The sequence below is a fragment of the Treponema denticola ATCC 35405 genome (genome assembly GCF_000008185.1).
Lineage (GTDB): Bacteria > Spirochaetota > Spirochaetia > Treponematales > Treponemataceae > Treponema_B > Treponema_B denticola.
In genome coordinates, this window is sequence record NC_002967.9 from 2206361 (window position 1) to 2231971 (window position 25611).

Here is a 25611-nt window from a genome sequence, read left to right on the forward strand (position 1 = left end):
TCACTCCTGTTTCCGATGTGAAGAATCACTCATAGCTCCACCCCACGATCTTTCACTTTAACTTTCTCACGAGTCTTGTGATTTTTTTTCGCAGCTTCCTTGAAAGCAGATAGCGCCTTTTTCACGGATGGCTTTTTCTCCTTACGGAGATTCTTCGCCATATACTCCTTAAAGGCTGGTTCCATCACATCTGCATCACGGCCCTTGAAGAAAACTAAATATCTTGGTGGATTCTCTGAAATGTCCTTCTTCAAAGCAAAATCAATTCCATACTTCTTGGCTGTTCCTTCAAAGTCTTTGATATTGTCAAGGAGCAGTGATTTTCACTATTCCGAAAGTGCGTCAATTCGACAAATAAGAGGAAGATGGAATGACGAATGGTGCTCCATCTCCCCTTTGTGTGTTTTCGGTTTTATTTTAGATTGAACGGATAGATACCCGTTTTTTTAATAAGATAAAAATAGCAAAAAACACCGGCAGCTGCAAGCAGCAGGATTAAAACGGCAATAAAAATATTTCTACCCTTTTTCTTTTCGGCAAACGGGTCAAGGTGTGCGAGCCGTGCGTTTTTCGGCAATGATGCCAATTTTGTAAGCGAGCTTCCAAGAGGAATGTTGATTTTTGCATGTGCATTAATCGCCCAGCCGTTTGCTTCAAGAATCGGACCGATACTTCGTTTGCGCAATTTCATGGCGGCGAGTATCATCGACGGCCCCGATATAATCAGTATAAGCCCGATGAGTCCGATAGGTACCCACAAGCCTAAGCCGAATAATGCTTGAAGTAAGCTTCCGATGAGAGTTGAAATTCCGCCTATTGCTGTTCCGATTAAAGCAATAGTCCCGAGATCAAGCTTTTTGTTCGGCAAACTCGCCGCCGCTTCTTTCGGCATATTGACCGTTTTGTCTGCGGCCGTTGCAACGAGGGCATCCGATTTTTCGTTTGCTGCATTTGCCTTTTTTGCAATTTGCTCTTCAATCATGCGGGCTAAATTTTTATACGGTGAGAAAAACGCTTCACGCACACTGACCGGATTGGCAATAACTTTAGTAATAGTTGCGTTCCAATCGTTTCCATCTCTGTCATAAAACAAACCATTTCTTCCAACAACAATATTGTCAGAAGCGCCATTGGTTAAAAGAGCCAAAAGTTTTCGCTTGGCTATTCCTCGTGTTATATCACAGTAAAGTAAATACGCTCCCGACAAAATATCCAAGGTTGCATGTCGGTCATCTCCGTTTAATTCAAAGCACAAGGTTGTTGCCCTTGTGTCAAAGAATAAAACGCCTGCCTGAAAGGCCGTTTCTCCTCCGGTATAAAAGTTGGAAAAACTGACATAATTTTTTAAAAGTGTAAAAAAGTCTTTTCGAAAGAGCAATAATTTTTTAAGCGATTGGATGTGCTGTTTTTCCTTTTCAAAGGTCAACCGTTCATTTATTTCCGTGATAATTTCATCTTTTTGATTGAGCTTTGTTTCCAAAAACTGAGGATTGATTTTTGCAGCCTTAATTTCAGCCTGCTTTGAATACACCGTAGTAAAGTCGGAAATTTTTTGTGAAATATTTTTCCAATCATTTTCTGTCAGTACCAAAATCTCTCCGCATAAAGGTGAAACAGCATCTGCGTAGAGCTTTTTTATTTCATTTGCCCAAGCCGGGTTTATTTTGCTTTGTGTGTCCAAAAGCATTTCGGTATTCGGCAATGCAATGGGAAGCTCGCGTAATTTTTCGCTGGATGTGTCCAATTCAACAGTAGTGAAGTTTTTAAAAATTTCACTGTAGTCGGTGAGCGGGGTGTTTTCTCCATTGACATAGGTCAAAAGTTTACAACGAACAAAGAAGTCATCTATCTTGTTTTTAACGGCTTCAAAAGCGGCAACGGCTTTTAGCATCGATGCGGTTTCCAAACCGGCACTGACGGCTTTTAAATCTTCGGTGTTTTGGAGGCATTGGTTCCTGTCATTAGTAAACATGTCAAAGATGGCTTCACTCGTGCTGTTTATATTTTCTTTTACATACAGTGAAAGCACTTTTTTCAGGCGGAGATCATCGCTGTCATTATCAGATAGTTCTCCGAGTTCATTTGATTTTATAATTTCATTTTCGTTTACAATATCCGCAAGTGAAATTATACTGCCTGTTTTTCCCTGACTTTTTAAAGCCCATTCCGCTGTCTTGGCAATTGCGGTACTTTTTATATCGCCGAGTGAAAGTGTATCGCCGTCTTTCATGATGATACCGACATCCTGTAAACTTTCTGCTAAAAAATCGACGGCATCTAAAACTTCCGGAGGGCGGATGAATCCGTCGGCATCCGTATCCAGTATGGCAGCCGTTTCGGGATTAAAGAAAATGCCTTTTGTCGGCATCGCTAATGTAGTCCAAAGCTTTTGATCTAATTGCCTCAGATTAAGAATATCATCGGCAGTTTCAAACACCAACTGAGTTACCCCGCCGAATCTTGCAAATTTCCAAATATGTTTTTTCAAGTTTTCCTCCAATCTAAAAGTTAAAGTAGCACGTCATTGTTTTTTTATCAAGAGGGTATTTATGGTTATGAAAATCGATTTTTAATATTTTTATTAAACCGCCTGTGATGTCAAAAAGCGCAATAAGACACTGTCAACCGACACGGTAAGGATTTACATTTTTCATTAATCTTGCTTTCCATGATATTTGGAGCGCATTTTAATTGACAGGCAAAAGACTTATTTATATAATATCAAAGATGAAATACACGGGTTTAAGCACAAAGAAAATTCTTGAAAATTGGTACGGCAATCATCTTATTATTACCGGAGAAAGTTTTATAGTGGGAATCCTCACAGGACTTGCCATTACGGCATTTAGAAAATCCATCGATTTTCTTTCAAGCTTACGAATTGATGTTTATGATAAGGCAGTAAGCGGACAGTTCGGTACGGTATTCGGCTTTGGCGTTTTAATTTTGGCGGTAACGGTTCTGGGGCTTTTTATGGGCTTTATCATCAAAAAATATCCTATGATAAAAGGAAGCGGGGTTTCACAAATCAAGGGTAAATTTATGAAAAAGCTCGATATGAGTCCATGGCCGGAATTACCCTTAAAATTTTTAGGCGGTGTTTTAAACATAAGTGCAGGCCTTTCAGTCGGGCGGGAAGGCCCCTCCGTTCAAATCGGAGCATACATAGGAAGTGCCTTTGAAAAAATCGGCAAGACTTCCCATATTGAAAGAGTCTGCCTTGTAACGAGCGGTGCTGCAGCAGGGCTTGCCGCAACTTTCGGAGCTCCCTTTGCAGGAATCGTTTTTGCTATAGAAGACCTGCATCAATATCTAAGCCCACTCCTTTTAACCTGCGTAATGCTTGGAGCCTTTGCAGGCGACCTTGCAACTTCATTATTTTTTAAGCAGGGAGCTATTTTTGATTTTCACGGTCTTCAACTTTTCCCTATAAAATATTTCGGCTGGCTAATTTTGATGGGGGCTGCGGCAGCCCTGATCGGGCATCTTTTTAAAAAATCGATTTATACATCTCAAAAGATGTACAGAAAATTAAAGATTCCTCCCCAATTTTCGCCATTGATTCCGTATCTTATTTCGGTACCTGTCTGTATTTTTTTACCCCTTGCGGCAAGCGGAGGAGATCATCTGATTGAAGCCATTGCAGAACACAGCTTTCCGCTTTCCATGCTCGTTCTGATTCTTGCGGCAAAGATAATTTTTACAGGCCTTTCGGCAGGCTCCGGAGCCATAGGCGGCATATTTGTTCCACTTCTTTCATGCGGAGCCTTGACGGGAATTATATTTTCGAACATCTTGGTTTATTTTAATTTAATTGAAGCTCAATATGCCGTAAACCTGATGGTCTTTGCGATGGCCGCCTTTTTTACTACCGTAATAAAGGCTCCGATTACAGCCATAGTTCTTCTTGCAGAAACAAGCGGAGACCTTTTCCATTTGGGAGGCTTGGTGCTGACCACGGCAGCTGCATACATTACGGCAAACATAATAAAGTCGCCGCCGAATGACGAGGTGCTTTTAAAACAAATTTTAAACAGTGAAGATTTTGCAAATAAAAAAGAAAAAGCAGAAGATCACGGCAAGCAGGTTTTTGAAGTATGCGTTTCTCCCGAATCTTTTTTGGACGGAAAGAAAATTATGGACATTCAATGGCCTGATGACTGTTTAATCGTAAGCATTGCTAGGGGCGAAGAAGAAATAATCCCTGACGGCAGTACCTCTATTTCGGCTGGCGACAGACTGGTGGTTTTAACTCAAGGACACTATGTCGAATTCCATTTAGAGCGAATTGCAGAGATGGCTCAAGTCGAGTGAGCCCCTTACTTTCCTACACAAAAGCCTGAAAAGACCTTGTCAAGGATATCGTCGGAGCGGACTTCTCCGGTAATTTCGCCCAAAAAGCTTAAGGCTTCTTCAAGGTCTTCTACGATGAGGTCGAGGGGAAAACCTTCAAGAGAATTTTGATAGGCTGTTTGAAGCACATCCAGGGCCTTTTGAACGGCATCCCTCTGTCTTTCGCTTCCGAGGGAAGCTGTTTTTGAAAAGCCGGAACTGCCTGTATTTTTTGCAAGAACAGAATAGGCCTTTTCGGACAAGGCCTTAATTCCGTTAGAAGCCTTTGATGAAATTATTATGGGCTCCGCAATTTTTTCGGCTTTTAAGATTTCTTTTATTTTTTCTTTTGACTCGGTATCGAGTAAGTCCTCTTTTGTGATAACCGTAATTACCGGAGCCTTTGCATTTTTTATAAACTCGGAATCATCCTTGTTTAAACTACCTGCGGACAAGATATCTTTAGGGTCGCAAAGGTAGAGGATGAGGTCGGCATTCCGGCTCATCTCCAAGCTCCGCTCAACACCGATAGCTTCTATCGAATCCTGAGTATAGCGTATACCCGCCGTGTCGTAAAGGCTTACAGGGATACCGTTAAAGTTTAAGGAAGCTTCAAGCCAGTCCCTCGTCGTACCGTGAATATCCGAAACTATTGCTCTGTCTTCTTTTAGGAGGGCATTAAAGAGGGAGGACTTTCCGGCATTGGTCTTACCCGCAAGGACAACCTTAGCTCCTTGAATAAAGATTTTTTCTGCAGCCCATGAATCGGCTAAATCTTTTAAAGGTTCGATAATCCGTAAAATCAAATCAGGGGAAAAAGCCCCTTGGCTTGTCTCCTCATCTTCAGGGTATTCTATTTCGACATCGGCCGCAGCGATGACAGCCGTGAGTTCGTGCTTTATTTCCTCTATGCCCGAAAAAAGATTTCCCGACAGGCGGCCTGCTGCAAGCTCTATATTTATATCGGTTTTTGAATTGATGATTTCGTTTACAGCTTCGGCCCGCGTTAGATCGGCCTTTCCGTTCGCAAAGGCACGGAATGTAAACTCCCCGCCCTCTGCCGCTCTAAAACCGTTTTCGATTAAAAGGCGGTAAATTTTTAACACTACGGCAGTTCCGCCATGACAGATAAACTCGACGGAATCCTCTCCCGTAAAACTTTTAGGTTCCCGATAAACGCAGACCGTAACTTCATCGACTTCTTTTTTTGATTCGGGGTCTAAAACCCAGCCGTGCAAGATGCTGTTACCTTGGGCTTCTTTTAGTTTTTTAGGTTTTGAAAAGATTGCGGAAGCAAGGTCTATCGCCCCCTCCCCCGAAGTGCGGACAATGCCCAAAGCGGCAGGGCTTAGGGCCGTAGCTATTGCGGCTATAGGATCGCCCAGGGAATATTTACCTATCTGCATTATCTTCTCCCGAAATTTTTAAAAGGCAAAATATTATCGGAGCAAGCCCTGAAGCAATAAGACCGATCATAAAAAATTCCAGAAAACGGTAGAGTCTGTATTGTGCATAGCTTGAATCTATTTTTAAAAGATAAAAAATTAAAATGGGAATACAGGAAAGAGCAGACCCTATTATAAAACGTAAAAGCTTTTGAACCCAAGTTCCCGAAGAAGCATCAAAGCTATATTTCGAGTTTTCAAAGATACGGATATTTCCAAAAGCCAGTCCAAGGATAGCACCGGCTTCGGTCACCTTTTCTCTCGAAATAAAAATGAGTATAAACGAAAAAAAAGCCGCAAGGGTAAACCTTATTGATGCAGTTTTTTTGAACTTAATATTTTTGGCATCGCCCTCATCTGTCCTATTTAATGTAGAAAGCTTTGCTTCAATTGCGGGAAGAAAAAACATCATACTTAAAAAGATAAACGCACCAAGGCCCCAGCCTAATAAGACATCGGTCGGATAATGCACACCGAGATAAACCCGTGAAAAACCTACCAAGAGCGGAAGGATAATTGCAGCCGCTATTTTTAGCTTACCAGAAGCTGAGCCGCTTTTTTGAGATTTTGCCGATTGGGAATCCTTTGAGAGGTTTTCTCTAAAGGGTTTATAAAACAAGACAGCCGGATATATAAAAGCGCTTATCGAAGAATGTCCAGACGGCGTTGAAAAGCCGCCTATGCTTTTAAGCATGATTTCGGGTGCATGCGTAAAGGGACGTGGAATTTTTAAAATTCGTTTAATTCCTCCGTTGAGTCCTGAGGTAAAGGCAGCGGCATAGGCAAGATGAAGCCCCTTTTTATAATCTATACACCAAAGATATAAGCCTACAATAAAAACGACAAAGCCGTAGGTTGACGCATCCGTAAAAATTTTCATTATTTCATTAAGAAAAGGGCTTGAAAAATTTTGTACGGTTCTTATTACTTCTATTCCCCATTGGTGTACTGCATGAAGTTCTTTTGAAGCTGCCGAAAGTTCCGCCATTATAAGCCCTCCCCATCAGGACGCAGATCCAAGTAACGCCCCGAATTATTCCAATAAATATAGCCTTCATCTATGGAATCCTTAATTCCTAAGATTTGGCGTTTTACGTAATTTTCATCATAGTATTTTTTATCATAAGAAACGGGAATAAAAAAGGCTTGAGCCCAAGGGCGTACAATTACCTTGTTGCGTGCCATCAATTTATTTCTATAAGAACCTTGATGATAAATTCTATAAGGCCTTTCTTCGGCAGGCTGATAAGCCAAAAAACTTTGAGAAAAATGACTGGGATAGAACATTGGGCAGATAACGTCCACATATTCTGCAAGAAGTTCTACCTCCTGCCCCGTGCGGGCACCCGTGCGGTACCAGCCGTTTGCTCCGTAAATATCTATGGAAATAGGAGCCTTGATTCTTTCGCGTGAGTAGGCTAAAAAAGACATAAGGGCACTAACCTTGTCCATGCCGTTTTCCCTTGCCGGATATCGGATATCTGCAAGGTTTAAGCCGTCGGTAGGAAAACGAATATAGTCGAATTGAATTTCGTCAAAACCGAGGGAGCAAAGTTCTTCGGCTATATCGACGTTGTATTTCCAAACATTTTCATTATAAGGGTCGACCCAATATTCCTCTATGTTTTCTTTTTCTCCGTTATAGAGATCATACCCCTGCCAAGGTTTACCGGTTTCTTTATCCTGAACGGCATATTGCCCGTTATTATATCTATATAAATTTTTATCTTTAAATACGACAATTCGGGCAATAAGATAGATATTTTCAGCCTTTGCTCTTTTTATAAATTTTTCGATATCGAGAGGATATTTTATGCCGTTATATTTTTTTATATCTTCGTTTTTACTTTCATAGCGGACAAAGCCGGCCTCATCTTTCATGTCTATTACAAGAGCATTTAGCTTATTGTCCTTGATTGTTTTAAGATGCTTTTCAAAAGATTTTTCATCCCGCATCTGATGAGTGGGAGTATAAATGCCTTTTTTACCGTCAGAGATTTTTAAATAAGGATTGCTTTGATTTTTTTTGTCGTGTAATAACCAGAGTTCGGATAAGGACAAATTACCGTCAAGCGAGGTCAAACTATTCGGAACAAAGGCACAAAGATACTTTGAATTCTTTAGGTATTTTTTGACCTTATTATAATCTTTCAATAATTTGTTGGAAGTATAGATTTGAGTATTCGGCATAATTAAATCGGTTTCAAATAAACCGCCTTCCATAACTCCGAAAACCGTATTGTCTATTATATTTAAACTATCGACACAAACAAGCTTTTTATTGTTTGCTTCTTTTTCATTTAAGGATATAAATAATTTTTTATTCCAATCGAGCTTATACATCAAACCTGAAAATGTTTGAGCACAGTAAACTTGAGAGTTGTTCGAGATTTGATTAAAAACAATATCCGATATTTCTTCAATCCCTTCAGGTCCTTTTTTTAAACCGTCACTTATATCGTTCCAAATTTTTGAATTTACATCCGGCTGCTTCCAAGCCATACCTGCAATAGAGTGAGAAACAAAAACCGTTAAAACTTTTTCGCCCCTTGAATTAGGCATATCCAAAACACTGACAGCCTTTATTCCGTTTACCGAATGATTGGCTCCAAGGTTCTCCCAAGTTTTTCCGGAATCCCGTGTTAAAAAAACATTGCTTGAAGTTGCAGTAACAAAGATGTTCGGATTAAAGGGGTGAACTTCCAAATCTTTAAGTTGAGGAATTTTTTCTATAAAAGTCTTGTTTCCGTTTTTATCTATATTTTTAATTATTTTTTTAGGAAGCTTATCATTTAGGTAGTAGAATTCTTTTAAGTTTTTGCTTGCAGCAAGCCCCTTGCCGGTTAAAAAAAGCCATTGATTTCCGGCCTTAGATATTTTAAAAACGGGCGCATCACTCCAAATTTTTTTTGCCCTAAAATTATCTATTTTAAACAAACCCTCAGAACTTCCTGCCAAAAAAGCATCTTGGGCATAAAGCGGGAGCATAACAATCAACAAAACAAAAGCAAGCCTTAAAGCTCTTTTACCGCAATAAAACATTTTCATAGGCTCACATAATGCCATAAATTGAAGATATATGCAAGCCGGTATTTTTTTTGATAAAACTTCTTACAATTTATACCGGCCGATAAACAACCTCATCAGCCCTTACATTTTTCTCTAAAATTTGGTATAATAATAGAATATTGGAGTTTTATTATGAAGATACATTGTCCTTGCGATGCAAGTTTTGAAATTGAGCATCATGCCAAAATAAATTTAGATAAAGAACCGGAAATATTAAAAAAAATAGCTGACGGTTCATATTTGACCTTTAAATGCCCTCAATGCGGAAGAAAGGTCCGTTCCGAAATAAAGACAAGAATAGAATGGCCTTCCAAAAAGCTTATCTTACTCTTCGTTCCGGAGGCCGACAGAATAGCCTGCCTTTCCAGCTGCACCGGATTAAAAGAGATAAACGAAAAAACAAAAAAAACCGAAAAGATAGAATATGAAAAAGCCGATGAGACCCCGGTTATAGGCTATTCGGAATTGGCTGAACGGCTTGCAGTTGTAGAAGCAGGCCTTGATCCTCATGCCATGGAAGTTTTAAAATTCTTTATATTGGACAGCGGAAAGGATATAAAGGGCAAAAAGATAAAGATATTTTTCCACTCGGTAAACAATGACGGCAGTTTCGAGTTTTATGTATACGGCTTAAAAGAAGATCAAGTAGCAGTTATGAAAATTCCCGTCAAATTATATGACTCGATTTGTCAAGATATAAAAAACAAAAAGAAGTCCGAAATTTTTACGGCAGTCTATTTGGGAAACTATCTTTCCTACCAAAATATTTTCACAGAAGGAAGGGATTAATAGTTTATGTACAAAAAATATCTTTTTTTATTTTTTGCTTTAATTTTATGCTTTTCATTAGGTGCTCAAAATACGGATTTGCCTTGGAGTGAAGTTGCCGAAAATCAAGGAGAACAAACAACAGGAGGAACCGGCCAAGGAGGCGGAACATCAGGCTCAAGCACTCCATCACAATCACAGCCGAACACAAACTCAAACGCCGCCTCACAAACTCAACCGGCACCAAGTGCAAACACGGGAGCTCAATCCTCAGAGATAAAACCGGAAGAAAAAAAAATAAATATCCTTGTATTCGCTCAGGCTATGACCCTTGCGGTTGCAAACGATAAGGCTCTTTATTCACGTAACTCGGCCGCAAGGGCAAACCTTCCCGAACAAGACAAACTTCGTTCGGCAAAGGTCGTTCACAAATTTTCGGGAGGCGTTACCGAGATAATGAATTCGGGAACATTGCCGATATTTTTTGCAGCAGGGAAAGACGGCTTTGTTACCAGATATTCTTACCCAAAATTTGAGCCCGATACTTGGCAGCTTTCAAGTATGCCGATACAAAAAATAGCCGTACACCCTAAAGGACAACTCGTTGCAGTTTATGAAACAAACGGCTTTAGCATTCATCAAGTTTCTCTTTGGGATTGGGCAAAAAAGAAAACCTTATTTTCAAAACGCTTATCCGATTCGGTCGTATCCCTTTCATGGTCGGCCAACGGAACCTACCTTTTTGTAGGCAACAGATCTACCGACGGTATCACGGTATTGGATTCAAAAGGCATAGTGCAAAACATCTATCAAGAAGCCCCCGGGATTGTTTTTTTGGCAGCTACGGCATCAACCGAAAGAAGCATTGTAACTTACGGAGAATCAGGCCGCCTTGTTTACACCGATATAGCAAAGAAAAAAAAGCTAAAAGAATTCAGAACAGAAAACAAACTTGAAAATCCGAATCTTATAAAAAACTTTACAAGAATTATCGGCTATAAGGACAATAATGTCTACGTAATAGATGCAGTTACGGGAGAAACGGTATCCAAACATCAAGCCCGATACGCCCTCTTTGCTTCCAAAATTCAAGATTCGGTTCCTATTTGGATCGAAAGAACTCGAAGAAAAAATGAATGGTGTATAAGACAGGGAGACGCTTCTTCGAGCGGCTTTTATGTGCCGGGGAATTCCAAAATAACGGCAGCCCGCCATATTAAAAATCACATGGTAATCGGCACCCAAGACGGTTCTATTTACATGATAGGCTTAAATGAAGACTCTTCAGTAAATCTTGAAAAACCGCTTACCTACTCCGACTCAAAAATAGATGACATTACAAGCGACGGAAATATTTTATATATTCTAAAAGACGGAAAAATATATGTTCAAAATTCCCCTGAAGAAAAACCCGTTCCGATAATAGAAGACCTTAAAACAAATAAGTTTACATTTTATAACAACGGATTTTTGCTCTGGTCGGACATAAAAAAGGGGATGCCTATCTCTCACTACTCCCTTGATACAAAGTCATTAAAAAAGATTATCATTCCTAAAGAAACCGTCATATCCGTTTCGGTTTATAAGAATTTATTTTTATATGTAGAATCTTTTAACGGAGTTACATTGGTTAATTTTGATAACGGAAAAAAAGAATTCGTCTATAATGCTCCGGGAATCCAAAATGCGGTTCAAGTAGACGACAACACAATGCTGATTGCCAAAAGCGCCATAGGACGATCCCAAAGTCCGGTCTTTATAATAAATACCCTAACGGAAGAAACAAGTCCGATTCCGATGGAAGGAAATTTAGCCTTTGCCCTTGAGCAAAATGCTTCACGCCCTAACAGCCTTGCATGTTTTTTGGTAGGAACAAGTCCCTCGCCTAAGACGGAGCTGCTGCATATCAGCTTAAACCGAAAAAATACTATAGACAGCACATTCAAACCGATTCTTTCCTACAAGGAAGAAAGCGTAGATGCCTTTTTGGAAATTTCGGGAAACGACATTTTAACCAACTTGGGAAACAGCTCGCTTGTTCACTACAATACCTCATCAAAGCAGGCCAGAAGATTATCCCGCTCATACGGATTTCCGAAGGAAGCCGTTATCTTAAAAAAATATTTTATCAGCCTTAACTTCGGCGATACTCTATCATGGTATGAGCGGAAAACAGGGGCTATTTTAAAAACAGTAACAATAGAGTAAGAGAATTTTATGAAAAGATATATTTTATTTTTAATCCTTGCAGCAATGCTTTTTACCTCATGTACAAAAACCGAAGAAGACAAGATAGCGGTCATCTGGACGGACAGGGCGGAGTTTGTTTCATACTGTGAGGTTTTCAATAATTCGCAAAACAAATATAAAATTATTGTCGAATACCAAAAAAGCCCTGTCGATGCTCTCATCAATACCGATGTGCAGCCGGACATAGTTATAGGTTCATGGCTTAAGGGTAAATCCGCCAGAGTAAAATTTAGAAAAATCAATAATCTTTTCGGAGAAAAAAAGATAAACAAAACCGACTTTTATCCCGAGCTCTTAAACCTAGGAAATATTTCCGGCAATCAATATCTATTGCCTATAAGTTTTAACTTACCGATGATTATTTTTTCCTCGGCAAATAAATTTAAAACAAAGAGCGATTTTTCCATTTCTCCTGATGAGATAAGGGATTTTTCAATTAAGTTTAATAAGGGAATCAAAGGAACTTATACCGCAATGGGCTTTTCTCCACGCTGGTCGGACGATTTTTTATATATGAACACCAAGGGCTTCAATGCATCCTTTGAAGAAGAAAAGGATTTTTTTTCATGGAACGATAAATCCCTTCAAAATGCAATAAATTATATAAGAGATTGGAGCAGAGAGGTAAATACATCAGCTGCCGCCGAAGATGACTTTAAATTCAAATATCTTTATGACTCGCCCTATGTTTTAGTCAAAAACGGAAGATGTCTTTTTTATTATGTCTCCAGTGAGGAGCTTTTTTCTACACCTCAAAAACGATTGGAAAACATGGATTTTAGATGGCTTGCCTTCAGCGGGAAAACTCCCTTAAAAGACGACATTCTTTATGGAGGAATTTGCAGCAAGGCAAAAAACTCTAAAGCTGCCGAAGCTTTTTTTATTTGGTTTTTTCAAGTAAAAACCCAAGAACAGCTTTTAAATCGGGCCAATGAAATGGATCTGATGATAAATTCCTTCGGCCTTGCCGGAGGCTTTTCGGCCCTGCATCAAGTAACCGAAAAATTATTCCCAAGGTATTATCCTCTTTTACTGGCACATCTGCCTCAGACGCAAAGCTTTTATGCACCTCATATTTTGCCGAGCAATTGGCCGATGCTAAAAAAAGAAATTTTAATGCCCTATTTGAAGGACGCATGTAATGCCTCAGCATACCCCGATTCTATTCCTTCTCTTAATAAAAGAATAGCAGAATGGTATAAAAATCAATAAAAATGCAACCTTATTATAATTATATTGTCATAAACATTTAACGGAGTATTTATGCAGACAATCAATGATCTCGGAAAATATACATTTTCAGCCTTATTAAGAAATTCGGTCTTAAAATTTTCAAATAGACCGGCTCTTTCATATGTATCTGAACAACCCATAAGCTACAAAGAACTTAACGAAAAGGTTGAGTCTATAAAAACCTTATTACATTCGCTGGGCATAAAGCCGCTTGATAAGGTAGCAATTTTCAGCACAAGCTCGCCCCAGTGGGCAATTTCGTATTTTGCGATAGTAACACTTGGAGCCATTGCCGTACCTCTTTTACCTGATTTTAATGAAAGTGAAGCTTCTTCTTGTTTAAAGCATTCTGGAGCAAGGGCCATATTTGCCGGAGAAAAACTTTTGGCAAAGTTAAACAATACGGATGACCTTGATATTATAATCAATATAAATGACTTTGCTGTAAAAAAGGGAGAAATAAAGACGGATACCCCACTGCCTGTGCATGAGTGCAAAGAAGAAGATACAGCTTCAATTATTTATACATCGGGTACAACGGGCCGTTCTAAGGGTGTTGTCCTTACACATAAAAACCTTATCTTTACGGCCATTGCAGGTCAGCACTGTCAACGCATAAACCAATACGAGGCAGCCCTTTCAATATTACCCATGTCCCATGTTTATGAGTTTACAATAGGCTTTTTAATGTTCATGCTGAACGGAGCCTGTATCTACTACCTTGAAGGTCCGCCCATTCCTCGAAACCTCCTGCCGGCTCTTCAAAAGATAAGGCCTCATTTTATGTTGAGCGTTCCGATTGTAATCGAAAAAATATATAAACAAAAAATTCTGCCGGCCTTTAATGCAAGTCCTCTTATAAAGAAGATTTACGGAACAAAACTCGGAAGAAAATTATTATGCCGTAAGGCCGGAAAAAAGCTAAAAAAGACCTTCGGAGGCCGTCTTAAATTTTTCGGTATAGGAGGATCAAAAACCGATCCCGTCGTTGAGCAATTTATGGTTGATGCAAAATTTCCCTATGCAATAGGCTACGGTCTTACCGAAACTTCTCCATTAGTTGCTTATTCCGCAGTGTACAAAACCGTTCCCGGCGTAATAGGCGGCACCATTCCGGGTGTAGAAATAAAAATAGGGGATAAAGACCCTCAAACAGGGATAGGCGAGCTACTGGTAAAAGGCCCCAATGTCATGCAAGGTTATTATAATGCCCCGGACTTAACAAAAGAAGCCTTTACCGAAGACGGCTGGTTCAAAACCGGCGACCTATGCGTCATAGATAATAAGGGAAGAATCAGCTTAAAGGGAAGATCAAAGAATATGATTTTAGGAGCCGCCGGCGAAAATATCTATCCCGAAGATATAGAATTTGTCTTAAACCAGCATCCCCTTGTATCGGAATCCTTAGTTGTTGAAGGAGAAAACACATCCTTAGTCGCTTATGTCCGCTTACAAGATGCCATAGGAGATGCCGTTTCAGAAATCTCTAATGCCATAATGCATAAGAGAGAAGAAGTGCTAAACGAAATAAGATTTTTTGTCAACTCAAAGGTCAACAAGTTTTCGAAGATAGATAAAATTGAAGTTGTAGAAGAGTTTGAAAAAACTGCAAGCCAAAAGATAAAGCGCTATCTTTATTCTCTACGTCATAGAAAACTCCAAACAGAAGGAGTAAAAGAAAAATAATAAAAAGCCTCCTTTTTAGGAGGCTTTTTTTACGTTGATTTTGATAAAACGGGCTTGATGTTTTAAAAAAACGTTTTCCTATAAAAATTAAACTTAGGCCGATTCCTTTTTTTTGCCGAAAAGCCGCTTAAAAAAGGCTTTTATTGAACGCCAGATCCTTACAAAAAATCCCGGATTTTTTAAGCGATTAAGACGCGTAAAAGCATTTAAAAGCTCCTCATTAGAAAACTGCTGTCTTTGCACATTTTCTTCAATCTCGATATCGAGAGCAAGGCTTTCATCCTCTACGGAAAGGACTCTGGCTTCTATGGTTTTCCAACCCAGCTTTTTTGCCGCTTCCAATCTCCGTTGGCCGGCTATAAGCACTTTATTTTGATCTACAATAATCGGATTTAAAAGCCCTACACGGTTTAGGCTCTCTGCCAGCTCTTCAATTTCTATAAATTCTTTTCTGGCCCTTTGCCTTACTTTTATTTTCTCTATAGGAATCTGCATAAGCTCTCCCCCATAATCAAAGGATTTATTTTCCATACTCCTTTGACAGATTTTCCAACTGCATCATAAACTCATCTTTGGTTTTTGTCCAGTCCTCGGAGCTCATTTCAAGCACATTCACCCTGTCTTTAGGCATTTCTATCTTCTTTATAATCTTGTTAGTGATAACCATTTTTGAGTCAAGTTCAACGTCAAGTCTTCCTCCGCCCATTTCTTTAGAAGAATTTAAGCTTATTTTATCAATACCAAATTCCACAGTATCCGGACTCTTCTTATTAAAGCTGCCGGAAAGATTCATTTCCATTATTTCCATTCTATTACCGTCATAGCCGTCATCCGAATATACGGGAACCATTTTTGGGAAAGCAAAATTCATTGAAGCTTTAAAATTATCCGACTGCTTTGTTTTATCTATCAGTATAGCATAATTTAGAGCTCCGAGTGTCAAATCTTCACTCATCGAATCATTAGCAGTAAGCCACATATTTATCATAAAATCGGCTTTATTTTCGTTTGATTCCCCCCTGCTTGTAAATGTGATAGTATGGGAAGAAGAATCTACACCACTAAAAAGTTCTATACTTGCAATTAAATTATTAAAAACATAATTATAGTCTTCAATTTCATAGCTTAATTTAAGCAATGGTTTATCTGCTACAAAAACCGTAACCATATCTTTTGAAATTAAGCCGTCTTTTACGCCTATTTCTTCGGTAATGCGGAAGCCATCAGGGATAGTCATTTTTTCAGGTGAAATATTTTCTGAAAACTTATCCATCATTTCTTTTGTAAGAACATCTTCATACATGCTCAACATTAATTTTAAGCGGTTATCGTTTTTTAAGGCATACCAAATAAGAGAAGGGATTTGTTTTAGCTGTTCATTGTTAAAAGTAATTTCATATCCCGAATCGGTCTTTTTTATATCGGCTTTTTTATAAAGAGCTTTTTCGGCATTTAAATATCTTTTTTGGGAATGCCTGTCAAGCTGCATCGTCATCATATTTTTCATTTCATTATAGGAAAAATCCATATTAAAAAATGAAAGGAAATTTTTAGGAGAAATCAAAGCTAAAAATTTACCTATACCGTTTGACGGCAGATAAAATGTAGTGTCCTTTAAAAAAGGGCTGGCTGCTTCAATATTTTTATCGCCAAATTTCATGATAAAAATAGGAATATCGGACATTCCGGAAGCAGGACCCTTAATACCGTAAGAATAAAAAAGGGCTTTTTCTTTTTGGTCATTGATAAAAGTAAAATTCAAACCGATGTTGTTTTTTATAAGATTCTCAATACCTGCCGTATTCAAAGGATTCTTATCAGAATCGGGGCTCTTAATGGTATTTTTAAACTCCTTAATCCGGGCATCAAATGTAATCGAACCGTTTTTTTCTATATCTCCGTCCATAAAATATTCGTTTGAAAATTCCGTAATAGATTTTGCGGCCTTTTCCCTCGATGCTTTTTTTAAGGCGATAATATCTTTTTCATCCTTATTTCCGCAAGAAATAAGAAATCCGGCAAGGACGCCGATAACGGTGAATAAAATAAAAGATTTAAAATTTTTCATATAGTACCTCACAAGAAACAGTATAAAGGATTAGAGTCTCTTTGTCAATACTATGTAGCTATATAACCATAAAACCCTAAAATAATTCTTTTTTTAAAAGAAGTTCGGGATCTGCAGGAATTTCATTTATACGCAGCTCCCAATGAAGGTGGGGGCCTGTCGAAAAACCCGTTGTTCCTATATCTGCAATTTTTTCTCCTTGTTTTACCAAAGAACCTTCTTTTACGTGAATCTTATTTAGATGATAATAAATGGTGTAAACAGCAGGAGCATGTTCTATTACAAGGGTCCAGCCCGTTACTATCCTGTTTTCGGCAAGCACAACTTTTCCCGTTCCGGGAGCAAAGATCGGCGTTCCTATGGGAGAAGGATAATCGATTCCCCAGTGGCGGCTCACCGAGGTTTTTCCGTCAGGGTATTTTGAGGTGCGCTTTTCGGCAAAAGTTGAGCTTATTCTTTTTGCATCAAAAGGCATTGCAAAGAGACCCTTAAAATAAAGGCTTTCAAGGTTTTGCACCTTTAAAACTTCTGCAAACCTGTTTCGCTGTTCGGTTTTTTTAGGACTCTTATCTCTTAAAATTTGTGAATTTTTTTTGCTCAATTTCATTACATACTCTTCAAATTCTCTTTCTAAAACTTCAAAGCCCCTATCTTCCTCAAATAAAGCTCCGTCAATTATAAGATGAGTCCGAATTTTCCATTTGCCGCTCTTCCACCAAACGGCAACAGCCGCAATTGCAGCCCATTCTTTTTCCGTCTTATCAAGAGGAAAAGCATTGATGGTTTGAACTTTTTTTTCCGATGTGTCATAAATAGTAATCCATGCTTTTTCTATTTTGCGTGCAGCCTTAAATTTTACGTTAAAAAAAGAACCCAAATCTCCGCTCTCCGGCAGCGAAATAATATATAGAGCTTTTTCCGATTTGCCGTTTTGTTCAATATCGGAAACTTCCTTCTTTCCCGATGGATGGAGTGCAAATAAAAAGCAAAAAAACAATAATACTTGAAAACTTCCTTTTTTTAACATTTTAATAATCCTTTAGTTCACATAATCTATTTTTTTTAAATCCTTGATAACCATTTTAGGAGTAACCGTACCGTTAAAATAGTTTTTCGATACATTGAATACTATGTCGGCATAGTCCCCAACCTTAAACTCCGTTCCCAGTTTTTCGGCAGCCTTCCAATAAAGAGCATTCCATTTATATTTCCCGCACTCCAAGTTAAAGCGCAAATGAAGGGGCTCGGCCTTGCCTATAATGTTTGCATTTAAAATTTTTACCCGCTTTGTCATAAAGGTCAAAGCCGGAGAATTACATCCGTAAGGCTCAAATTTATCGACTAAATGTAAGATTTCGGGTTTTAAGTAATCATGAGGAAGCTCGGCATCAATTGTAAGAGTTTCGGAATCTGCATCATTTTCAAATTCCATTGACCCGGAAAATTGTTTTAAACTTTCCAAAAACTTCGTAAGCTTTTCCTGCTCGATGCCGAAACCTGCCGCAAAATCATGTCCGCCGTAGTCCAAAAAAAGCTCGCTATAGGGTTCAAGGAAGTCCAAAAGACGGAAGCCCCTCGCCGACCTTATCGAGGCAACGGCACTGCCGTCAGGCATCAGGCAGATAGCAAGGGCCGGTAGCTTAAAGTATTCTGCCAACTTTCCTGCAAGAATTCCGGTAATTCCGCGATGAAATTCCGCACTGACGGCAACTACCAATTTTTCGTTATATTCCTTTAAGCTTTCAATCGCAAGAGGCAGGGCAATTTCCCAAGCCTTGGAACCAAGAGCCCTTCTGTCCTCATTCATTTGAAATATTTCTTGGGCCTTAGCCGTTCTTTCGCCCGAATCTTGAGCAAGAAAAAGCTCGATAGCCGTTTCGGGCCTACCCATTCTGCCGGAGGCATTTACCAATGGCGAGATATTCCATGCTATCTCTTCGGTGCCTATGGGAGCCCCTAAAAGTTTTTGCATAGCCATCAGGTCTACAAGACCGAGGCGGGGCTTTTTGTTTATTTCTTTTAAGCCTTGTTTTACTATTATACGGTTTTCTCCGGTTAATTCCATGAGGTCGGCAAGGGTCGAAAGGGCAACCAGCTGAATTTCGGAAGCCTCTCTTTTTCCGTAAAAATTATTTTTTTGCTGAATAAAGGTTATAAAGATATTTTTAAAGGTTTCGAGTTCCGACTGGGCATCCTCGTAGTATTTTCCGATTGTCGAAAATTCTTTTAAACGCAAAAGGCTCATATCTCCCATTTGCGGAAATTGTTTTGCAACCTCGGGCTGAAAATCAAAAAAGTTAAATTCGATTCCGTTTCCGAAGATATTTTTAAGCTGTTTTTTTTGTAAGGGAGCATCCCATACGAATATTTGCTGACCGTTTAAAAAAGAGCCAAGCCTTGTTTCCGAAAAAGAAAGCATTCCCGGAACTATGGTTTCGGTAATTTTTCCGATTTGAACCATATTTACAAGTTTTACGGCTTCTATGGAGTAAGCGTCATTTACGGGCCTTACATTTAAAAGGGAAACTTGTTGTTTATAAAAGGGCTGCATACCGAAACGAAGTGCGGTAATAAGTTTCCATGCCGTAGCACAGCCCGATAGATTTTCGTGGGGATAGCCCGAATCGGGCATCTTACAGTTTATTATTACGGCTGCCTCAGGTAGGTTCTCCTGAGGGGTATGGTGGTCAACTACTATTACATCGATACCTAAACTATTGGCTTTTTCAATTTCCTTAAAATTGGAAATACCGCAGTCCACCGTTATGATAAGGGTGCCGTCATTTGCAGCGTGCTTTTCCACGGCTTCCATGGAAAGCCCATAGCTCTCATCTCCGGTAGGAATACGCCATGACACATCAAGCCCCATATCCTTTAAGGCTTCATAAAGAAGAGTCGTGCTCGTAATGCCGTCCACATCCCTGTCGCCGAAAATTAAAACCTTCTCCCCTTCTTCTTTTGCATCCAGAATACGGTCTACGGCATCTTCCATGTTTTTAAATAGGAAGGGACTGTGAAGATAGCGCATATCGTCTTCCAAATAGAATAAAATATCCTTCCCTTCGATAATACCGCGGCGTACCAATATTGCCGAAGTCAGAGGATCACATCCGTATTTTCTTTTTATCTCGTTTACAAGTTCGGGGCCTATTTCTTTTTTTTGCCAGTCCATTTTTTTCTCCGCATTGGATTTAAAATTTAAAGTTCTTCTTGTTTGATAATTTTAAAAATAAGCTTATTTTTTTGCGGAGCCTTATCGGAATATTCTATAGCGTTTTTCAATAAGGGCATTGAAGCGGAAACCGAAGCCGAATCCTTTCCGTAGACCCTCATTATAAGGTCTCCTTTTTTTACGGAATCGCCCTTGTGTTTTAAAATTTCAACTCCGGCATCGGGGCATACGGGATCGGTGGTTTTATTTCTTCCGACTCCAAGGTTTACACCGGCCATACCGACCTCAAAAGCATTAATGCTCTCGATAAAGCCGTCCCTTTCTGCCTTCAATTCTTCAAAGAATTTGCTGCGGCGGGTTTTATATTCCGCCATAAGGGTCTTGGGATTGCCTCCCTGAAGTTCTATATTTTTTATAAAAAGATCCAAGGCTTTTCCTGAGCTTACGGCTTCTTTTGCAAGAGAAAGCCCCTCTTCTTCCGTCTTAGCCTTGCCTCCCAGAACGAGCATGTGAGCGGCCAGCTGCAAGGTAAGCTCAGTACTGTCCGCGGGTCCTTGTCCTTTTAAAATATCTATCGTTTCTTCTATTTCCAAAAAGTTTCCGGCCATCGTGCCGAGAGGTTCATTCATATTGGTTATAAGAGCCCGCGCCTTTTTACCCATAGCCTTAGCCGTACCTACAAGGCTTACCGCCAAGGCTTTCGCATCGCTCAAGGTTTTCATAAAGGCACCCTTTCCGCATTTTACATCAAAAACGAGGGCTTCGGAACCTTCTGCAACTTTTTTTGAAAGAATACTCGAAGTTATAAGCGGAACGGATTCAACTGTGGCCGTAACATCCCGCATCGCATATAGAAGGCGGTCTGCAGGAACGATTTCCTTTGTCTGCCCCGTCATGGCAAAGCCTGTTTTTTCTATAAAATTCCTAAATTCGGCTTCGGTCAAGTTGGTGCGGTAGCCCGTAACTGCCTCAAGCTTATCGAGAGTTCCTCCCGTGTGGCCAAGTGCCCGGCCGCTCATCATTGGAACCTTAACACCGTTTGCCGCAACAATGGGAGCAAGAGGAAGCGAGAGCTTATCCCCTACCCCTCCGGTAGAATGTTTATCGACAAAGGGGCCTTCAAGGCTTGAAAGGTCCATCACCTTCCCGGAATGAAGCATAACATCCGTAAGAATAGCAGTTTCTTCAAAGGTCATTCCGTTAAAATACACGGCCATAAGCCATGCCGAAATCTGATATTCGGGAATTTCACCCCTTACATAAGAATTTACAATAAATTCTATCTCTTTGCGGTTTAAGGGCTCTATAGCCTGCCCCTTTATTCCGCGTTTTTTCATAATAATATCCGTTGCTCTCATGTGTTACCTCTCATTGTTGATATTAGTATGAAAGTACATAAATGTCAAGTCTAAAATTTGATTGAACTTGATGATTGAACTTGATAATTGACAATGAATGATTTATATTGTAGAATACGAAATGTGAAAAATCTATGTAAAACTTGTGGATAAGTAGGGATGAAATTTTACGATATAGCCAATAAAAATATACTGGTCTCTTTTAAAGAAGCTGTGCTAAGAGGTTTTAACTCTGAAACGGGGGGAGTTTTTATGCCGGCGGAGCTCGGAAAAATAAGTCCGGCAATGATTTATCGAAATCCCCCTTCTTCTTTTAGGGATATATGCTTTGAAATTATAAAAAACTTTTGCGGCGATGAAATTCCTGAAGACGATCTAATGTCTATAATAGCTCAATTTTATCCTCACAGGCTCCCGATAAACCCGATAGCGCCGACAACCTATGTTTTGGAGCTTTTTCACGGGCCCACCTGTAACTATAAGGACATAGGATCAGGCTTTTTAGCCTATCTTTTAGAGTACTTTAATAAAGACGAAGACGGAGATATTAACCTCATTGTACCGGCCTCCGGCGAAAGAGCTTGTGCCATTGCATCAGCCGTTTCCCAAGTGAAGAGAGTTAATGCCCTTCTTTTATACCCCAAGGACTCCTTAACGGAAATACAGGAAAACTTTCTTTCTTCAATGCCTAAAAATGTATATCCGATTTGTGTGGAAGGATCCTTTGAAGATTGTGAAAATCTTGTGGATAAAGCACTCAAAGATGAAGATTTATTGAAAAAACTAAAACTTGTTTCAGGAGGAGCCTTAAACATAGCGCCCCTTTTACCTCAAGTTGCTTTTTTTGTCTATGCAGCCTTAACCGTATTATACCGCAGCGATTACGATAACAAAATTGAAAATCCTTCAATCATAACTTCAATACCGTCAGGAAGTTTTTCGGCCCTTACGGCAGCCCTGATTGCAAAAAAAATGGGAACCCCGATCAAAGGGCTTATTTCGACCGAAAACGAAAATCATGCTCTTTCGGATTGGCTCACAGCCGGAGATTTAAAAAAAAGAACGGCAATAAAAACCAATACGCCGGCTCTGGATATTCCCAATACAATCAACTTTAAGCGGATGCTTCAAATTTACGATGTTGAAGAACTTAGAAGACTTATAATTCCTTATTGGCTTGACGGTATGGGAACAATATCTTCCGTAAGAACATGTAATGAAAGAACAGGCTATATAATAGATCCTTACGGTGCTATGGCTTGGACAGCCTGGCAGGATGTCTATAATGGGGCACTGAATTCATTAAAGAGAAAAACATCAGAAAATGATGAGGACCCGGGGATACCTTTAAAATATGCAAATATTGAAACATGGGCATCTGCAATTCACAGAAGCAGTATGGTGGGAATAGTTCTACAAACCTCTCATCCTGCAAAGTTCCCCGAAATTATGAAACCGGCCATTGGCAGGCCGCCGTCTTTACCCGATAAACTTGAAAGTTTACAATATCGGCTTTTAAAAGCGGTTAATATCCTGCCCGATTACTCAATGTTTAAAGAATGGGCTTTGTCCCACTAAAAGACAAAGATTCAAACAAATCGCTGATTTTCTCTATTGACCCTTGTATTCTTCTAAAGAATCGGAAATATGCTCTAGGATTATACCGGCCTTTTTAAACATTTCGATTGTGTCGGCCGAGTCATGATAGCGTTTTTCGGCTACGACTCTTACGATCCCACAGTTTATGATGAGCATAGCACAGGTTCGGCAGGGAGTCATCTTGCAGTAAAGGGTTGCCCCGTCAATGCTTATGCCTCGCTTTGCTGCCTGGCAGATAGCGTTTTGTTCTGCATGGACGGTGCGGACACAGTGTTGGGTAACACTTCCGTCCTCATGCTGAAGTTTTTTAAATTGGTGTCCTACATCATCACAGTGAGGAAGACCGGTAGGAGCTCCTACATAGCCGGTAACAAGAATTTGGTGATCGCGAGCAATAACACAACCTGATCTTCCGCGGTCGCAGGTTGCCCTCTTTGCAATAGCCCGGCAAACATCCATAAAATATTCGTCCCAGGATGGGCGCTTATATTTTTCCTTTGTGTCAACCATAAATCACCTTCCTTATCTACAAAATTCAAAGAAAGCACCGGTTCGATATTTTCAAATCGGTGCTTTTTATCTTAAAAAATAGGATTAAATAATTCCCATTTCTTTGCCGACTTTTTCACAGATTTTTACAGCCCTATCAAGCTGCTCCGTGGTGTGGCCTGCAGTAACCATACATCGGACTCGGCCTGTTCCCTTGGGAACTGTGGGGAATACGATGGGGCCTGAGAATAAGCCGTTTTCAAAAAGCTTTTTCGAGAATTCCAAGGTCTTGGCTTCATCTCCGATAATAATCGGGGTAATCGGCGTCTCGCTGTGACCGATATTGTAGCCGAGCTTTCCTAAGCCTTCTTTAAAGTGCTTGGCGTTTGCCCAAAGCTTGTCAGTATATTCGGTTGATTCCATGAGCATCTTAACGGCTTCAATAGCAGCTCCTACGGCTGCAGGAGGAAGACCGGTTGAGAATAAGAAGGGGCGACCTCTGTTTTTAAGCCAGTCGATAGTTACTTTTTTTCCTGCAACATAACCGCCTACAACACCGATAGCCTTTGAAAGGGTTCCCATTGCAACATCAACTCTTCCGTGAAGCTTAAAGTGGTCTACTGTTCCGCGTCCGCTTTCTCCTAAAACACCGCTTGAGTGAGCATCGTCGACATATGTAAGACAATTATATTTTTCGGCAAGAGCAACGATTTCGGGGAGTTTGGCTATATCTCCGTCCATTGAGAAAACGCCGTCGGTTATAATCAAAACGTTGTTATAGTTATTTCTTTTTTCTTTTAAAACTCTTTCAAGGTCGGCCATATCGGAGTGCTGGAAGACTGCCTTATCGGCCTTTGAAAGGCGGGTACCGTCGATGATTGAAGCGTGGTTCAGCTGATCCGAAATGATTAAGTCACCCTTATCCGTAAGAGCCTGAATAACGCCTGCATTACAGTTAAAACCTGACTGGAAAGCTAAAACGGCCTCCTCTCTTTTAAATTCGGCTAAAAGTTTTTCCAAGTCATCATGTATCTTCATATTACCGATGATGGGCCGTACGGCTCCGGCTCCGGCTCCGTATTTTTCGATAGCCTCAATAGCGGCCTTTTTAAGCCTCGGATGATTTGCAAAGCCTAAATAGTTGTTGGATGAAAGGTTTATAACCTTTTTTCCGTTAATAACACATTCCGCATCGCTCGGCCCTTCAAGAGTAACAAGCTCTTTGTATAAACCCTGCTCTTTTAATTCTTGAACTTTTTTTTGTAAAAACTCCATATCATGGATATTCGACATAGTTTCCCCCTAATAAAATGTTTAAAATTCTTAAAGATTAAGTGGACTTTAAGACTGAGACATTATTTATCTTTTTAGCGATATTGTCAAGAGCCGTAAATTATTGTATAATCCGCCGACAAAACTTGGGATTTTAAAATGCACAATGAAGTAAGAATTTTATTTGAGGACAATTTTTTTGCAGTAGTTTTAAAAAACTGCGGGGACAATTCTCAAGTCTTTTTTAAAAAGGCCTTTAGCGAAAAAAAATATGCCGAGGCTGTAAACCGATTGGATAAACCTGTCAGCGGTTTAGTTCTTATAGCTTTTTCTCCTGCGATGCACACAAAACTAAATAATCTTTTTAAAGAAAAAAAGATAAAAAAAGAATATTGGGCAATCTGTAAAAAAATAGAAGAACTAAAATCGGCGGCCGATTCGAAAATAAGCGACACAACTCCCGTTCTTTATAAAAAAGAATTTTGCGAAAACTATCTTGAATTCAATACCAAAATACAAAAAGCTTTTGTAACGGAATCAAGGCAAAGAGGAAAAAAGGCATCTCTTTATTGGCAGCTTGCAGGGATTGGCGACAACTATAATTTTTTACGCATATTCCCCGAAACAGGCCGCACCCATCAAATCCGTATTCAGCTTTCTCATTTGGGTATGCCCATAAAGGGAGACATCAAATACGGCTTTGCGCGTACCGAAAAATCCGGCGGGATCAGGCTCCACGCCCAGTCCCTAAAATTCGAACATCCCGAAAGCAAAAAACGAATAGAAATTTCAGCCCTACCCCCCTCTCCCGACACTCTATGGTCAGCCTGCATCGAAGTCTGCTTAAAAGCAAAAGAGCTTGAAGAGTAA

Annotated in this window: 19 protein-coding genes; 7 read left to right on the forward strand and 12 right to left on the reverse strand. The window is 39.7% G+C overall.

Annotation, left to right across the window (positions count from 1 at the left end; all coding sequences use genetic code 11):
* Positions 1–29: 29 nt before the first annotated feature.
* Positions 30–254 carry a DUF3801 domain-containing protein gene (locus TDE_RS10295; protein ID WP_010957173.1) on the reverse strand — a complete coding sequence of 75 codons (225 nt, stop codon included), beginning with the start codon at positions 252–254 and terminating at the stop codon, positions 30–32.
* Positions 255–412: 158 nt separating this feature from the next.
* Positions 413–2488 (reverse strand): hypothetical protein, encoded by a 2076-nt coding sequence (locus tag TDE_RS10300; RefSeq protein WP_002680025.1) that lies wholly within the window; start codon positions 2486–2488, stop codon positions 413–415.
* 203 nt (positions 2489–2691) lie between these two features.
* Between TDE_RS10300 and TDE_RS10305 the strand changes: the two genes are divergently transcribed.
* Complete coding sequence (locus TDE_RS10305) at positions 2692–4314, forward strand: ClC family H(+)/Cl(-) exchange transporter (RefSeq protein ID WP_002680026.1); 1623 nt, start codon at positions 2692–2694, stop codon at positions 4312–4314.
* 5 nt (positions 4315–4319) lie between these two features.
* Here TDE_RS10305 and mnmE read toward each other — a convergent pair whose 3' ends face one another.
* From mnmE to TDE_RS10320, 3 genes are read right to left on the reverse strand one after another with little or no spacing between them, the layout of a single operon-like run.
* Complete coding sequence (mnmE, locus tag TDE_RS10310) at positions 4320–5738, reverse strand: tRNA uridine-5-carboxymethylaminomethyl(34) synthesis GTPase MnmE (RefSeq protein WP_002680027.1); 1419 nt, start codon at positions 5736–5738, stop codon at positions 4320–4322.
* Complete coding sequence (locus TDE_RS10315) at positions 5725–6765, reverse strand: phosphatase PAP2 family protein (protein ID WP_002680028.1); 1041 nt, start codon at positions 6763–6765, stop codon at positions 5725–5727. The genes mnmE and TDE_RS10315 overlap by 14 nt, the downstream gene beginning before the upstream one ends.
* A complete protein-coding gene (locus TDE_RS10320; protein WP_044971495.1) occupies positions 6765–8843 on the reverse strand; it encodes a putative glycoside hydrolase in 2079 nt (692 codons plus the stop codon). The genes TDE_RS10315 and TDE_RS10320 overlap by 1 nt, the downstream gene beginning before the upstream one ends.
* A gap of 135 nt (positions 8844–8978) precedes the next feature.
* On the opposite strand from TDE_RS10320, the gene TDE_RS10325 reads away from it, so the two are divergent.
* From TDE_RS10325 to TDE_RS10340, 4 genes are read left to right on the forward strand one after another with little or no spacing between them, the layout of a single operon-like run.
* Entirely contained in the window at positions 8979–9635 is a 657-nt protein-coding gene (locus tag TDE_RS10325) for a CpXC domain-containing protein (protein ID WP_002680030.1), read from the forward strand.
* A gap of 6 nt (positions 9636–9641) precedes the next feature.
* Positions 9642–11822, forward strand: a complete 2181-nt coding sequence (locus tag TDE_RS10330; protein ID WP_002680031.1) for a YncE family protein — start codon at positions 9642–9644, stop codon at positions 11820–11822.
* A gap of 9 nt (positions 11823–11831) precedes the next feature.
* Positions 11832–13076 (forward strand): extracellular solute-binding protein, encoded by a 1245-nt coding sequence (locus TDE_RS10335; protein WP_002674509.1) that lies wholly within the window; start codon positions 11832–11834, stop codon positions 13074–13076.
* A gap of 51 nt (positions 13077–13127) precedes the next feature.
* A complete protein-coding gene (locus TDE_RS10340) occupies positions 13128–14783 on the forward strand; it encodes an AMP-binding protein (RefSeq protein WP_002680032.1) in 1656 nt (551 codons plus the stop codon).
* Positions 14784–14876: 93 nt separating this feature from the next.
* On the opposite strand, the gene TDE_RS10345 is transcribed toward TDE_RS10340, so the two are convergent.
* The 5 genes from TDE_RS10345 to TDE_RS10365 all read right to left on the reverse strand — a co-directional run bounded on the left by TDE_RS10345 (position 14877) and on the right by TDE_RS10365 (position 21381).
* Complete coding sequence (locus TDE_RS10345) at positions 14877–15278, reverse strand: ParB N-terminal domain-containing protein (protein ID WP_002668053.1); 402 nt, start codon at positions 15276–15278, stop codon at positions 14877–14879.
* 25 nt (positions 15279–15303) lie between these two features.
* Entirely contained in the window at positions 15304–16851 is a 1548-nt protein-coding gene (locus TDE_RS10350) for a hypothetical protein (RefSeq protein WP_002680033.1), read from the reverse strand.
* Between the two features lie 76 nt (positions 16852–16927).
* Positions 16928–17878 carry a M23 family metallopeptidase gene (locus tag TDE_RS10355; protein ID WP_002680034.1) on the reverse strand — a complete coding sequence of 317 codons (951 nt, stop codon included), beginning with the start codon at positions 17876–17878 and terminating at the stop codon, positions 16928–16930.
* A gap of 12 nt (positions 17879–17890) precedes the next feature.
* Positions 17891–20023 carry a single-stranded-DNA-specific exonuclease RecJ gene (gene recJ / locus TDE_RS10360; RefSeq protein ID WP_002680035.1) on the reverse strand — a complete coding sequence of 711 codons (2133 nt, stop codon included), beginning with the start codon at positions 20021–20023 and terminating at the stop codon, positions 17891–17893.
* A 26-nt stretch (positions 20024–20049) separates the two neighbouring features.
* Positions 20050–21381, reverse strand: coding sequence for a thymidine phosphorylase (locus TDE_RS10365; RefSeq protein WP_002680036.1), 1332 nt, complete (start codon positions 21379–21381; stop codon positions 20050–20052).
* 159 nt (positions 21382–21540) lie between these two features.
* On the opposite strand from TDE_RS10365, the gene TDE_RS10370 reads away from it, so the two are divergent.
* Positions 21541–22959: a threonine synthase gene (locus TDE_RS10370; RefSeq protein WP_002680037.1), complete on the forward strand. Its 1419-nt coding sequence runs from the start codon at positions 21541–21543 to the stop codon at positions 22957–22959.
* A 33-nt stretch (positions 22960–22992) separates the two neighbouring features.
* Here the strand turns inward: TDE_RS10370 and TDE_RS10375 are convergent, their stop codons facing one another.
* Positions 22993–23490 (reverse strand): deoxycytidylate deaminase, encoded by a 498-nt coding sequence (locus tag TDE_RS10375; protein WP_002674498.1) that lies wholly within the window; start codon positions 23488–23490, stop codon positions 22993–22995.
* 84 nt (positions 23491–23574) lie between these two features.
* Positions 23575–24762 (reverse strand): glycine C-acetyltransferase, encoded by a 1188-nt coding sequence (locus TDE_RS10380; RefSeq protein ID WP_002680038.1) that lies wholly within the window; start codon positions 24760–24762, stop codon positions 23575–23577.
* 138 nt (positions 24763–24900) lie between these two features.
* Between TDE_RS10380 and TDE_RS10385 the strand changes: the two genes are divergently transcribed.
* A complete protein-coding gene (locus TDE_RS10385; protein WP_002680039.1) occupies positions 24901–25611 on the forward strand; it encodes an RluA family pseudouridine synthase in 711 nt (236 codons plus the stop codon).

Excerpts from the sequence above, each read along its gene's own strand:
- mnmE (WP_002680027.1), bottom strand. The coding sequence starts at position 5,738 with ATGCAGATAGGTAAATATTCCCTGGGCGATCCTATAGCCGCAATAGCT.
- TDE_RS10315 (WP_002680028.1), bottom strand. The coding sequence starts at position 6,765 with ATGGCGGAACTTTCGGCAGCTTCAAAAGAACTTCATGCAGTACACCAA.
- TDE_RS10320 (WP_044971495.1), bottom strand. The coding sequence starts at position 8,843 with ATGGCATTATGTGAGCCTATGAAAATGTTTTATTGCGGTAAAAGAGCT.
- TDE_RS10325 (WP_002680030.1), top strand. The coding sequence starts at position 8,979 with ATGAAGATACATTGTCCTTGCGATGCAAGTTTTGAAATTGAGCATCAT.
- TDE_RS10330 (WP_002680031.1), top strand. The coding sequence starts at position 9,642 with ATGTACAAAAAATATCTTTTTTTATTTTTTGCTTTAATTTTATGCTTT.
- TDE_RS10335 (WP_002674509.1), top strand. The coding sequence starts at position 11,832 with ATGAAAAGATATATTTTATTTTTAATCCTTGCAGCAATGCTTTTTACC.
- TDE_RS10340 (WP_002680032.1), top strand. The coding sequence starts at position 13,128 with ATGCAGACAATCAATGATCTCGGAAAATATACATTTTCAGCCTTATTA.
- TDE_RS10345 (WP_002668053.1), bottom strand. The coding sequence starts at position 15,278 with ATGCAGATTCCTATAGAGAAAATAAAAGTAAGGCAAAGGGCCAGAAAA.
- TDE_RS10350 (WP_002680033.1), bottom strand. The coding sequence starts at position 16,851 with ATGAAAAATTTTAAATCTTTTATTTTATTCACCGTTATCGGCGTCCTT.
- TDE_RS10355 (WP_002680034.1), bottom strand. The coding sequence starts at position 17,878 with ATGTTAAAAAAAGGAAGTTTTCAAGTATTATTGTTTTTTTGCTTTTTA.
- recJ (WP_002680035.1), bottom strand. The coding sequence starts at position 20,023 with ATGGACTGGCAAAAAAAAGAAATAGGCCCCGAACTTGTAAACGAGATA.
- TDE_RS10365 (WP_002680036.1), bottom strand. The coding sequence starts at position 21,381 with ATGAGAGCAACGGATATTATTATGAAAAAACGCGGAATAAAGGGGCAG.
- TDE_RS10370 (WP_002680037.1), top strand. The coding sequence starts at position 21,541 with ATGAAATTTTACGATATAGCCAATAAAAATATACTGGTCTCTTTTAAA.
- TDE_RS10375 (WP_002674498.1), bottom strand. The coding sequence starts at position 23,490 with ATGGTTGACACAAAGGAAAAATATAAGCGCCCATCCTGGGACGAATAT.
- TDE_RS10380 (WP_002680038.1), bottom strand. The coding sequence starts at position 24,762 with ATGTCGAATATCCATGATATGGAGTTTTTACAAAAAAAAGTTCAAGAA.
- TDE_RS10385 (WP_002680039.1), top strand. The coding sequence starts at position 24,901 with ATGCACAATGAAGTAAGAATTTTATTTGAGGACAATTTTTTTGCAGTA.